Raw genomic sequence first — 12,606 nt, forward strand, 5'->3', positions numbered from 1 at the left:
GCGCCCTTCAAGTGAGGGGTTCTGAACCATGCGCACGGATACGCTCATCATCGGCGGGGGTCTTTCAGGGCTCAGCCTTGCGACACAGCTTGTGGATCAAGGTCAGGAGGTGCTGGTCGTTGAGGCGCGCAACCGTCTGGGCGGGCGCATTCTGACTGAGGCTCGGGGCGACGGCCGTTTCGACATGGGTCCGGCCTGGTTCTGGCCCGGCCAGCCACGGATTGCCGCGCTGATCGAACGACTGGGCCTGCACAGGTTTGACCAATTCAGTTCCGGCACGCTGAGTTTCGAAGATGAACAGGGCCGTGTTAAGCGCGGCCGCGGCTTTTCATCTATGGAAGGGTCCTATCGTCTGATGGGGGGGCTCGCTGCCTTGACAGACGCGCTTTCGGCACGGTTACCGGATGGGGTAATCCAACTGTCCACGCAGATCACCGCATTAGTGCAATCTGAAGGTGAGGTTCGGGTCACCACTCAATCGGGTCGGCATATTTCGGCGAGGCATGTTGTGCTTGCCATACCCCCACGTATCGCGGCTGAGTTGATCTTTGAGCCCGCCTTGCCCGATGGCACGTTATCTGCAATGCGGGAAATCGCGACTTGGATGGCAGGTCAGGCCAAGGCGCTTGCGGTCTATGACACTCCGTTCTGGCGTGACGACGGACTGTCTGGCGATGCCATGAGCCGAAGCGGTCCCATGGTGGAAATCCACGACGCGTCACCTGCCAGCGGTGGTCCCTTCGCGCTGTTCGGTTTCATCGGCATTCCCCCACATACTCGCCGGGATGAAGGGGTGTTGCGGCAGCAGGTTCTGGCGCAGTTGGGGCGATTGTTCGGGCACAAGGCGACCAGACCCAGCACGCTTTTCCTGAAAGACTGGGCGTTCGACCGCTTCACAGCGACCGATCTGGACCTTCAGCCGCTATATACCCATCCGCAATACGGCTTGTCGAAGGCCATGACACGAATCTGGGAAGACAGGATCATTTTCAGTGGCACTGAAACAGCCGCGCAATTTGGGGGATACCTTGAAGGTGCATTGGAAGCAGCAGAGACGACCGCGGCATTGTTGAGCGCAAAAAGGATGAACGCGGCATGGAAATAGACACAAAGACCGCTCTGCTGAATTCTGCCGAGTTTGCCGTGCGCAGCAGAGGCTTCGACGGGTTCAGCTATGCCGACCTCGCCGAAGAGGTGGGCATCCGCAAGGCATCGATCCACTATCACTTCCCAACCAAAGCCGCGCTGTCAGCAGCTTTGATGGACCGTTACCATACCGAGCTTACCGGGCGCTGCGCCGAGATTGAGGAAACTCATGACACGGCGGGCAAGCGAATGCGTGCGCTGATCGCGCTGTATCGCGCGGCTATGAACGACGGACAAACTCTGTGCTTGTGTGTCTCGCTGATCATCAGCCGGGAAAGCTTGTCTAAAGAAGCCACCGACAAGATTCGCGCGTTCCGGCGTATGATGACCCGGTGGATCGAGGAAGTGTTTACACTTGGTAAAGCAGATCTTTCGATCGTGGGCGTTGGGGATCCGAAAGCAGAAGCACGCGCCACATTGGCCTTGCTGGAGGGTGCTCATCTGACTGCACGGGCCGAGAGTAGTGTACAAACCTTTGATGAAGCGGCGGAAATATTGAAGGCGCGGTGCTTGTGACACGGACCTTGTCTTGCTCGTGCGGTTCGCCGGCACCAGTTGTTGAGGTGCCCGCCCGCTCGCCCGCCTCACCTCGGGTTTTTCATACGGAACCGGCAACTCAACCCTAATTGCCGAATGCCTCACTCCAGCTTAACCCAAGCCGAATTTCTTGAAGAGCTTTGCACACATGCGGTCACGAATTTGACGCCTTCAAGCCCATCGTGAACCGTCGGATAAACGACGGATGCGTCAGGCGAATTCTGGTTTCTGAACGCCAGAATGGCTTCCGCTGCTTCACCATAGATATTCGCGAACCCTTCCAGGTAGCCCTCGGGGTGTCCCGGCGGCACCCTGCTGAGCCGATTGGCCGCGTCCCCTGCCCCGGCCCCATTTCGGGTGATCAGGCGCTTGGGCTCTCCGTAAGGAGTAAACCAAAGATAGTTCGGGTCTTCCTGAGCCCACTCGATGCCTCCCTTTTCACCGTACACACGCAATCGCAGCGCGTTTTCATTGCCGGGCGCAACCTGCGATGACCACAGCATGCCACGGGCTCCACCTTCGAACCTCAGCATTACATGCGCGTTGTCATCGACCTGACGACCCGGCACAAAAGCCTGCAAATCCGCCGCGAGGCTTTCTGCCTTAAGCCCGGTTACAAAGCAGACAATGTTATACGCATGAGTTCCAATATCACCGGTTGATCCTCCGGCACCTGAGCGTTCCGGATCAGTCCTCCACTCAGCTTGCTTGAAATCCTGTGGCTCAGTCAGCCAGTCTTGCGGATATTCGACCTGAACCACGCGGATCTTGCCGATATCCCCGTTGGCAACCATCTCACGAGCTTGCCGAACCATGGGATAGCCCGTGTAGTTATGGGTAAGGATGAACAGCGCGTTTGAATTTCCGGCTGCTTTGACCAGCTTCTTTGCATCGCTCAGGGTTGATGTAAGCGGCTTATCGCAAATCACGTGGATACCGCGTTTTAGGAACTCACGTGCGGCGGCATAGTGAACGTGATTGGGCGTCACGATTGAAACCGCTTCGATCCCGGATTTCAAACGCGCTTCCCGCATCGCCATCTGCTTGAAGTCATCATAAACCCGTTCAAGGCCCAGCGCCTCGCCGCTTTCCCGGGATTTTTCCGGCGTCGAGGACAACGCGCCTGCAACCAGATCGAACTTGTCATCCAGCCGCGCGGCTATGCGGTGGACACCGCCGATGAAAGCTTCGTTTCCACCGCCGACCATACCAAGGCGAATGCGCCCCGCTCTTTCCTCACTGCGTCCTGTTACCATCAGCCTATCCCCAGCATTTTTCGATTGGCCGCTTCGTCGGTGCCGCCGCCGGCAAAGTCGTCAAAGGCCTTCTCGGTCACGCGAATAATGTGATCGGAAACGAACTGAGCACCTTCACGTGCGCCATCCTCGGGGTGTTTCAGGCAGCATTCCCATTCGACCACGGCCCAGCCGTCAAAATCATTTGCCGCCATTTTAGAAAAAACAGCGCTGAAATCCACCTGCCCGTCGCCAAGTGACCTGAACCGCCCGGCTCGGTCGACCCAGCCTTGATAGCCGGAATAGACACCCTGCCTGCCGGTCGGATTGAACTCGGCATCCTTTACGTGGAACATCCGAATGCGGTCTTTGTAAATGTCGATATTGTCCAGATAATCGAGGCATTGCAGAACGTAATGTGACGGGTCGTACAGCATGCAAGCCCGCGCATGATTGCCTGTGCGTTCAAGGAACATTTCGTATGTCACCCCGTCATGAAGATCCTCGCCGGGGTGGATTTCATAGCAGACATCAACGCCACAGTCTTCTGCATGGTCCAAGATCGGCACCCACCGGCGGGCAAGCTCATCAAATGCCGTTTCGATCAGCCCGGCGGGACGTTGGGGCCACGGATACACGTAAGGCCAGGCCAGCGCGCCAGAGAATGTTGCATGAGCAGAGATACCCAAATTCCGTGAAGCTGAAAGCGCCTTCTTGACCTGATCAACCGCCCATTCCTGTCGGGCTTTGGGATCTCCCCTGACGTTTTCGGCTGCGAAACCATCAAAGGCTGTATCATAGGCCGGGTGAACGGCGACAAGCTGGCCTTGCAGATGCGTTGACAATTCAGTGACTTCAACGCCGTTCTCTTGGGCCTTGCCTTTGAATTCATCGCAATAGCCTGTGCTTGTCGCGGCCGTTTCAAGGTCGAACAACCGCCCGTCCCAACTGGGCACCTGCACACCCTTGTATCCGCAATCCGCCGCCCATTTGGTAATGGCGTCCCATGAATTGAACGGCGCTTCGTCTCCGGCAAATTGTGCAAGAAACAAAGCTGGCCCTTTGATCGTCTTCATTTAGCTTCCTCCCCAAAAAACTGTGCCTCTATGGCGGCAAATTTTCCTTCAGATAGATGTCGATACGGATTCGTTCCTGAGATTTGTTGAAAGGAACTTTGTCCGAGGTCGCACGCAAAAGGCGAACAGCGGACCGGACAAGGTGCCCAGAGTCTTGCGAGATCAGCGCGTCAAATGTGCCACGGTTCAGCGCGTCTCGACTGAGTGGCGTGAGTTCGTGCGCGATAATGACCAGATCCTTGCTGATCCTGCTCTCTGACAGAAATTGAACCAGGCCCGCGTTGCCCGCAGCGGAAGAGTATATGCCGACAAGATCCGGGTAGGTTTCAAAAATCCCCGGCATCATCTTGTAGATCAGCTCTGGGTCATCCCGGCCTTCGACGGACGCCACGACTTCGATATGAGGAAACTCGTCCGCGACAACAAGATCGAAACCCTGACGCCGCTCCAGATGATCACGTGCCAAACGTGAGCCTGTCAGGACCAGAACCTTACCCGGACGATGCACAAAGCGCCCCATCAGCTGAGCTGCCGTTCGCCCTGCTGAAACGTTATCGATTCCGACAAAATGATCTCTGTCTGAACTTGGCAAGTCCGACACCAACGCAACCACCGGAACGCCTTTGTCCCTGACCCTCTTCACAGCGTCGCGGACCGAAGGCGTTTCCGGCCCGAAAACGGCCACACCGTCGACGTCCAGGCTGTCGACGCCATCCAGAATATTGACGATGTCCTGAGGCTCGAACGGAGCGACCTTATTTATCGTGACCCGTGTTCGCTCGATGAACTGATCGCGCGATTGTTCAGCGATCTGATCGCATATCGCCTCGACAAATTCATTGCCGGCATCCGGCAGAATAAAAAGGAAATTGTAGACACGGTTTCGCGCGAGGTTGGCAGCAGCGGTATCGCGCACATAGCCCAGCTCATCGATTGCCTTTTGAACCTTCTGAACGGTCACGGCCCGCACGCCGGGGCGCCTGTTCAAGACCCGGTCAACAGTCGCCAAGCTGACACCTGCGACGCGCGCGATGTCATTAACGGTTGGTTTTTTCACCAATTCTAATTTTTGTTTTTGGTCTTCCACGTTTCTTTCAGCCCTCAATCTCCCGTGCCAAGCCCTCGAACAACAACGCAACAGCTTCTGCACCCGGGTCGTTATGTCCGATCAGGTTTTCTTCGGGAACATAGGCTGCGCGGCCTGCCTTGGCACGGTGAATATTTGCGGTTTTATCAGCACCCTCGCGTGCGGCCTTTGCAGCTTGAACCAGCCCGGAAGGCAGCGCCGCAAGCGCAGGTGCCAGAGCATCAATCATTGTCCGGTCACCAACTTTGGCACCACCCACCTGGCTGACCCGGTTCAGACCTTCAACCAAAGACTTTGCTATGGACGCGCCACTGGCACAGGCGTCGCCTGCCGCATTGAAGAAGATTGCAAGGATCACACCGGACGAGCCCCCCATGGTCTGGCTCAGTTCATTGCCCAGCGCGGGAAACAACTGCGTCAGGTCCGCAAGCGGCATCCGATCCAGGCTGCCTTGCAGAGATCTGGCCGCTGTCGCCAATGTACTGCCCGTATCTCCATCACCGGACTTGGCGTCCAACTCGTTCAGGTCTTTCTCGGCGCGGATCAGCAGTTCTGCCAAACGCGTGATCGTTTCCTTGGTCGCCGGATTGTTCGAAGGAATCGGATCAATCGGCGTCAATCCATCAGGCAAAGGCGCAACTTGGACGGGCTTTATTGCTTTGACCCCAGGCCAAGCCACCAGTTCGACCGGCTCTTCCAGCACTGACAAATCACCCGGATCAACCGGCAGGATCGACACAGAAAATCCGTGCATATCCAGCGAAGTCATCATCGGTGCCGGACCGACAATATGTCCCGCGATACCGGTTTCGGACAAGGCGTGCGTCAGAACAGACATCTCAAGAGGCGTCGTAGACCCCAAGTTGTTCACCAGCGCCACGCGGTCACCCGCCCCCACTCGCTGTTGCAGTTTTTCCACGACGGTGGACATTGCGGTCATGGCATTTGCGAACTCCACCTGCTCAACACCCGGCTCGCCATGAATACCCAACCCAAGCTCTGCTTTGCCGGGCGCAATCCTGTCTTCTTTCGGAGAGCCTGGAACGGTACATGTGTCCAGACTCATGCCGATACTGACCACTTTCTCGACAACGCTTTTTGCGGCCCTGGTTACAGAATCCAGATCAGCCCCGCGTTCTGCCAATGCGCCGGCAATTTTGTGCACGAAAAGGGTTCCCGCCACGCCGCGCGGTTGCGGTAGGTCAGGAAGGGCGATGTCATCATCGACCACCACCATTTCCACTTTGCGCCCTAATGCGCGGGCGCGCTCGGCCGCCAGACCAAAATTCAGCCGGTCGCCAGTATAATTCTTGACAATCAGCAAACACCCCGCTTCACCGGTCACTGCCAGAATGCCCGCCAGAACAGCTTCGACCGAGGGGGACGCGAAAACCTCTCCGCATACGGCCGCAGTCAACATACCTGCGCCCACAAACCCTGCATGGGCAGGTTCGTGGCCAGACCCTCCGCCCGAAACAAGGGCGACTTTCGATTTGTCCCAATCCGATCTGTAGACAACCTTGATATGGGGGTAGCCATCCAACCTGGTCAGTGCCCCGCCGGATGATGCAAGAAGACCATCTATAGCCTCGGTTACGAGGGTTTCTTTTTTGTTGAGGAACTGGGCCATGCTTTTGCTCCTTAATTCACACGCGTTCCGGACGCGTCAAAATACAACGGGTTTTGAGGACGGATTTTGATAGTCTTACCTGCAGGGTAATCCTGATGGACATCGATCAACGTCACGACCGGATGGCCATTCAAGTCCAGATGCAACCGGGTCTGGTCGCCCAAGTGTTCCGCACGTATCACACGCGCCTCACTGCCTTCGCCTTCTACGATGTTTTCCGGGCGAAGACCGATCTGCGGGCCTTTGTGATCCCCACCGAACAACTCTGACGGCAGGATATTTATCCGTGGCAAACCCAACCGACTGGCAACATAAACACTGCACGGGTTTTCATAGATGTCCCTGGGCGTGCCGTACTGAACCAATTTGCCCTCTTCCAGCACTCCGATATGTGTGGCCATCGTCATGGCCTCAATCTGATCATGGGTCACATACAAAAGCGTGGACCCAAGGTCCGCCTGAATTCTCTTGAGTTCGACGCGTAAATCCGCCCGCAACTTTGCATCCAGGGAACTGAGGGGCTCGTCCATCAGGAAAATCTGGGGATCACGCACCAATGCTCGTCCAATCGAAACACGCTGCATCTCTCCGCCGGACAATTCAGTGGCTTTGTTGTCCAGCTTGTGCGGGATTTGCAGTATTTCCGCGACTTCGTTCACTTTCTGCGTGATCTCATCCTCAGGCGTCTTGAGGATCGGCGACCGAAGTGGGAACGACAGATTCTCGCGCACCGTCATATGCGGGTACAGCGAATATTGCTGGAAAACCATCGCCACATCGCGTTGGGCAGGCGTTTCCAGTCCAACGTCTCGCCCGGCAATGCGTACTGATCCCGTATCCATCTTCTCAAGGCCGGAAATCAGCCGAAGCGTCGTTGTTTTCCCCGCACCTGTCGGACCCAGGAGCACGACAAAAGCGCCATCGGGGATGGTCATCGAGATATCGTCGACAGCCTGAACAGTTCCGAATGCCTTCGAGATGTTCTCCAAAACAACTTCAGCCATCGGTCAGCACCTCATCGTTCAAGGCAGATCTCAGCGCCCGGCCCGTGGACCGCTCAAAAAGGGTCACAGTTGTCGAACGGAACTCTAATCCTACGGTTTCACCCGGCGCGACTGTTTCACCTGCGCCAATGCGGGCCTTCAATTCGCCGTTCGGGCTTTGCAATGTCACGATCTGGGTTGTTCCCAAGTATTCTGCCGCCAGGACCTTGGCCCGATAATCGCTGTCGTCGGACAACAAAACATGTTCCGGGCGGACTCCAAAGACCAGCTCCCCTTCCGCGCCCTCCATCAGTTTCGGGACCGCCTCGTCATGACCGTTCAGCCTGACCATTTCCGAACCGGGTGCCACTTTTCCCTGAAACGGCAGGAAGTTCATCGACGGGGATCCTATGAAATCCGCCACAAACATGGTCGCAGGTTTGTCGTAGATTTCTTGCGGCGTTCCGAATTGTTCAATCACCGCGTTGTTCATGACGACGATCTTGTCACCCATCTGCATGGCTTCAAGCTGATCGTGCGTAACGTAAACCGTTGTCGCTCCCATGCGATCGTGCAGCGCGCGCAATTCTTCAGCCATATGTTCACGAAACTCGGCGTCCAAAGCACCAAGAGGTTCGTCCATCATGAACGCCTTGGGCTCTCGTACGATCGCACGCCCAAGTGCCACGCGCTGCCTGTCGCCACCTGAAAGCCCACCCACCGGGTTATCGAGAATGTCAGTTATCCCCAGAATTCCGGCGACTTCTTCGACTTTGGCAGTAACGGCGGCACGTGACATGCCTTGTGATATCAGTGGATAGCTGATGTTCTTGCGAACGTTCATGTGCGGATACAGCGCGAACATCTGGAAAACGAATGCAATGTCACGCTGTGAGGGCGGCTTTTGGCTGATTTCCTCGCCATCGAGGTAGATTTCGCCGGATGTAGGAAGTTCCAGGCCCGCAATCATCCTGAGCGTTGTCGTCTTTCCACACCCCGACGGTCCAAGCAGCATGAAGAACTCACCGTCCTCAATCGTGAAAGAGCTTTCACGGACAGCCGTGAACTCGCCAAACATCTTCTTTACGTTTTTGACAATAATCTGGGCCATTTCTACTCCGGAAAATGGCTGACGATGATGAACATGACGGTTCCGATCAGCGTGACGATGAAGGAATAGGTGAACGCCCACAGGACAAAGGGCTGCATGAGCATGAAGACACCAACTGCAATCAGGATGGTCGCGACCATCTCCCACGGACCTCGGCGAAGTCGCATCAGTCCTGTCAGAAACTCGCTCATTTGCGTACAGCTCCGAATGTAATCCCGCGCAGCAGGTGTTTGCGCATCAGGATGGTGAAAATCATGACGGGTAACAGGAAGATCGTGGCACCAGCCGCGACCGCGGGCCAATCCAGGCCGCCAATACCGATGATGGTCGGGATGAAGGGGGGCGCTGTCTGCGCATTGGCCGATGTAAGCAGAACGGCGAACGCATATTCATTCCATGCGAAAATCAGGCAGAAGATTGCTGTCGACGCGATACCCGTCGCGGCCTGCGGCAGCACCACTTTGTAGAACGCTTGAAAGCGTGTGTAGCCGTCGATCAGCGCTGCTTCTTCGTACTCTCTGGGGATTTCATCTATGAATCCCTTCAGCAACCACACCGCCAGTGAGATATTCACACCTGTATAAAGCAGGATCATCCCCAGATGCGTGTCACTAAGTCCAAGATTCCGGAACATCAGGAAGATCGGAATAGCCACAGCAACTGGCGGCATCATCCGCGTACTGAGAATAAAGAACAGAAGATCATCCTTGAGCGGCACCTTGAACCGACTGAACGCATAGGCGGCCAAGGTGCCAAGAAAGATGCTCAGAAACGTGGACCCAAACCCGATTATCACCGAGTTCATGAAGCGTTCGCCAAACTTGGAAGGCCCGACGATCACCATGTCATACTGGCGCACGATATCGTCCGCCCAGTTCTGCGGCGGGTTTGCCTCCAGAAAGTCCTGAGTTTGCCGCGTCCGCGTTGTGAACAGGTTGACGTATCCTTCCAGCGTCGGGTCGAATACGACCTTGGGCGGGTAGCTGATGGCATCTGCGGGCGACTTGAAACCGGTCAGCAAAATCCACACCAGCGGGATCATGGTAATCAGTGCATAAGTGATGACGAGAAAACCGGCGATCCACTTGGACCGGTTGGAAGGTTCAGTGACGGAAAAACTGCTCATCTCTGTTTCACCTTGTTCAGGGCCTTGACGTAGATCGACGCAAGGCCAAACACGGTGACGAAAAGGATGATCGCATATGCCGAGGCATAACCTGTTCGCCACTTCTCAAACGCTTCCCGTTTGAGATTGATCGAAGTGAGTTCCGTAACAGACCCCGGCCCACCGCCGGTCAGTTGAACCACCAGGTCAAACATTTTGAAGTTCTCGATTCCCCGAAACAGCACCGCCAGCATCAGGAACGGCAGCACCATCGGGATCGTAATCGTAAAGAACTGCCGCAGCTTGCTGGCCCGGTCGATCTCGGCAGCCTCGTAAATATAGTCGGGAATACTGCGCAGCCCGGCCAGGCAAATCAGCATCACAAACGGCGTCCACATCCATGTGTCGACGATCACGATGGCCCAGGGTGCCAACGTCACCGAACCCAGCATCTCAAAGCTCGACGGTTCCTTGCCGGTGAACCAGGACACGATGTAGTTGAACAGGCCGATTTGCGGCTGATACAGGAATTTCCAAAAGTTGCCGACTACAGCCGGGGACAGCATCATCGGCAACACGATGATCGTGGTCCACAGGTCGTTTCCCTTGAACTTCTTGTTGATCAACCATGCCAAGGTGAACCCGATCAGAACCTGGAAAAAGATCGTCCAGAACAGAAAATGCGCAGTTGCCTGCATATTCAGCCAGGTATCGGAATCCGTCAGGATACGCTCGTAGTTCCTGAACCCGACATCCTTGACCTCGCGCCCGATCCGGTTCGCCTTGTAGTTCGTAAAGCTAAGCTGGATCGTCCAGATCAACGGAAAGATGTTGATTGCAAGCAGCAGGAAGATCGTTGGTGAAATGAATATCCAGGCGATCGCTCGATCGGATAGCCCCCTGATTTTGCGCGCAACTCGCGTGGGCGTTGCCTGCGCAACGCGATCTATGGTCCTGTCAGACATTTCTTTGCCAGTTCTTGTCGGTTTCGGACGCACGGGTCATGGTGGAACGGGCCGAAACCCGCTCCTGCCCTGTTTCCGGATTAAAGCTTGCCTTCGTCTTCGAAGACTTCGGTCCAATCCTCGATCAAAAGATCAAGCGCTTCCTGCGCGGTGCCCTGGTCGGCGACCACGTAGTCATGGATGCGTTTCTGCATTGCCAACAGCAGTTCCGCATAGGCAGGCTCCTGCCAGAAGTCCTGCACGCCTGCCATGGCTTCCAGGAAGTCACCGGCGAAGGGCTGGCTGTCCACGAAACCGGGGTCTTCCAGAACCGAATTATGCGCTGAATAGCCGCCCAGCTCCCACCACTTGGCCTGAACTTCAGGTTGCGCGAACCACTTGATGTATTCAAGCGCGGCATCCTGTTTGTCAGAGTAACTGACAACAGAGATCCCCTGCCCGCCCAGCGTCGAACCCGCCTGATTTTGCGGCGGGTTCACAAAGAAGTCGATCTTGTCGCCACCGGTGTTCGGATCGGCATAAAGACCCGGGAAGAACGCAAACCAGTTCATGGCCATGGCGACCTGACCTGACTTAAAGGCGTCCAGGCTTTCACCCATGTAAGAGTTGGTATAACCCGGAGGTGTCGCCGTCTTGTAGAACTCTTTGTAGAATTCCAGAGCTTCGACAGCTTTAGGAGAGTTTACCGCACCTTCCATGTCATAGGAGCCTGGCGTGTTTTCATACTTGAATCCCCACGGGTAAAGAGCGCTCGTCACGCCCATCGTTATCCCTTCCGAGCCGCGCTCGGTAAAGATCGCAGCGCCGTACACGGTTTTTCCGTCGATCTCGCGCCCCTGGAAAAACTGCGCAATCTGCAACAGCTCGTTCTGGGATTCCGGTTCGCGCAAATCTTGACCGGTTGCCTCTTTGTAAGCGGCTTGGATATTGGGGTCTTCGAACCAGTCCTTGCGATAGAACCAACCGTTTGCATCACCCATGGCAGGCAGCGCATAGTAATTTGGCGTGCCCTTTGGCCACGTCGAATAAGCGTACACAGTTGCCGGCGCGAAATCATCCATACTGATACCTTCGGCATCGAAGAAGTCATTCAGCTTTACATAGTGACCGTTCTCAGCTCCGCCGCCGATCCATTGGCTGTCGCCGATCAGCAGGTCGCAAAGCTTCCCGCCGGAGTTCAGCTCATTCAGCATCCGGTCCGCAAAGTTCGGCCAGGGTACGAACTCGAAATTCATTGCATGGCCAGACTCGGCCTCGAATTCCTTGGAAAGCTCAACCAGCGCGTTGGCCGGGTCCCACGCCGCCCAACACAGTGTCAGGTCTTCAGCATTTGCCTTGGTAGAAAGAGTAGTAGCGGCAAGGACTATTGCGCTGGCAGACGCCAGTTTTGAGTAAGTCATCCATTCCTCCCTTTTTAACGCCGTCAATCGAGGATGTGCGAATCGCGGCATACTCCAAAGGCTATTTGAGGTACGCACCTCAAGTCTAGATAATTTTGAGGTTCGTACCTCAAACCACCCTAAATCACTTTAATTAATCCTATTATTTATTTGTTTTTAATCACTTTATAAATAAACATCTCCCTTTGCACACTTTCCGACAATCCACGGAAAAAACCGGTAGTCTAAAAGCAATTCTTTGAAACTGACCTGCTGGAAGCTTTGGGTCGCCAGATCTCACAGGCCCCGCATTGCATAATATCCGGCTTGCCGCTTCCGCCCGGGCGCCTGA

General features: G+C 55.6%; 12 protein-coding genes. 2 read left to right on the forward strand and 10 right to left on the reverse strand.

The features are described from left to right. Positions 1 to 28 precede the first annotated feature (28 nt). The gene (locus AC2FJB_RS01840) at positions 29 to 1,105 is read left to right on the forward strand and encodes a flavin monoamine oxidase family protein (RefSeq protein WP_496718666.1); all 1,077 of its coding nucleotides are present in this window, start codon (positions 29 to 31) and stop codon (positions 1,103 to 1,105) included. Beyond that, positions 1,096 to 1,662, forward strand: coding sequence for a TetR/AcrR family transcriptional regulator (locus tag AC2FJB_RS01845; protein ID WP_496718667.1), 567 nt, complete (start codon positions 1,096 to 1,098; stop codon positions 1,660 to 1,662). Before AC2FJB_RS01840 ends, AC2FJB_RS01845 begins: the two co-directional genes overlap by 10 nt. A gap of 122 nt (positions 1,663 to 1,784) precedes the next feature. Here AC2FJB_RS01845 and AC2FJB_RS01850 read toward each other — a convergent pair whose 3' ends face one another. From AC2FJB_RS01850 to AC2FJB_RS01895, 10 genes are all read right to left on the reverse strand, one after another. Next, the gene (locus AC2FJB_RS01850) at positions 1,785 to 2,939 is read right to left on the reverse strand and encodes a Gfo/Idh/MocA family protein (RefSeq protein ID WP_496718668.1); all 1,155 of its coding nucleotides are present in this window, start codon (positions 2,937 to 2,939) and stop codon (positions 1,785 to 1,787) included. Next, positions 2,939 to 3,994, reverse strand: coding sequence for a sugar phosphate isomerase/epimerase family protein (locus tag AC2FJB_RS01855; protein ID WP_496718669.1), 1,056 nt, complete (start codon positions 3,992 to 3,994; stop codon positions 2,939 to 2,941). The genes AC2FJB_RS01850 and AC2FJB_RS01855 overlap by 1 nt, the downstream gene beginning before the upstream one ends. A gap of 28 nt (positions 3,995 to 4,022) precedes the next feature. Then, positions 4,023 to 5,051, reverse strand: coding sequence for a LacI family DNA-binding transcriptional regulator (locus tag AC2FJB_RS01860; protein ID WP_496718670.1), 1,029 nt, complete (start codon positions 5,049 to 5,051; stop codon positions 4,023 to 4,025). Positions 5,052 to 5,088: 37 nt separating this feature from the next. After that, the gene (locus AC2FJB_RS01865) at positions 5,089 to 6,711 is read right to left on the reverse strand and encodes a dihydroxyacetone kinase subunit DhaK (protein WP_496718671.1); all 1,623 of its coding nucleotides are present in this window, start codon (positions 6,709 to 6,711) and stop codon (positions 5,089 to 5,091) included. 11 nt (positions 6,712 to 6,722) lie between these two features. Next, entirely contained in the window at positions 6,723 to 7,715 is a 993-nt protein-coding gene (locus AC2FJB_RS01870; RefSeq protein ID WP_299636842.1) for an ABC transporter ATP-binding protein, read from the reverse strand. Then, a complete protein-coding gene (locus tag AC2FJB_RS01875) occupies positions 7,708 to 8,805 on the reverse strand; it encodes an ABC transporter ATP-binding protein (RefSeq protein ID WP_117868498.1) in 1,098 nt (365 codons plus the stop codon). Before AC2FJB_RS01875 ends, AC2FJB_RS01870 begins: the two co-directional genes overlap by 8 nt. A gap of 2 nt (positions 8,806 to 8,807) precedes the next feature. After that, positions 8,808 to 8,996, reverse strand: coding sequence for a hypothetical protein (locus AC2FJB_RS01880; RefSeq protein WP_299636841.1), 189 nt, complete (start codon positions 8,994 to 8,996; stop codon positions 8,808 to 8,810). Beyond that, positions 8,993 to 9,931, reverse strand: coding sequence for a carbohydrate ABC transporter permease (locus AC2FJB_RS01885; protein WP_299636840.1), 939 nt, complete (start codon positions 9,929 to 9,931; stop codon positions 8,993 to 8,995). Before AC2FJB_RS01885 ends, AC2FJB_RS01880 begins: the two co-directional genes overlap by 4 nt. After that, positions 9,928 to 10,875 carry a carbohydrate ABC transporter permease gene (locus tag AC2FJB_RS01890; protein ID WP_117868495.1) on the reverse strand — a complete coding sequence of 316 codons (948 nt, stop codon included), beginning with the start codon at positions 10,873 to 10,875 and terminating at the stop codon, positions 9,928 to 9,930. Before AC2FJB_RS01890 ends, AC2FJB_RS01885 begins: the two co-directional genes overlap by 4 nt. Before the next feature lie 80 nt (positions 10,876 to 10,955). Next, complete coding sequence (locus AC2FJB_RS01895) at positions 10,956 to 12,275, reverse strand: ABC transporter substrate-binding protein (protein WP_496817699.1); 1,320 nt, start codon at positions 12,273 to 12,275, stop codon at positions 10,956 to 10,958. Positions 12,276 to 12,606 lie beyond the last annotated feature (331 nt).

Source organism: Ruegeria sp. CDSC085 (genome assembly GCF_059610465.1).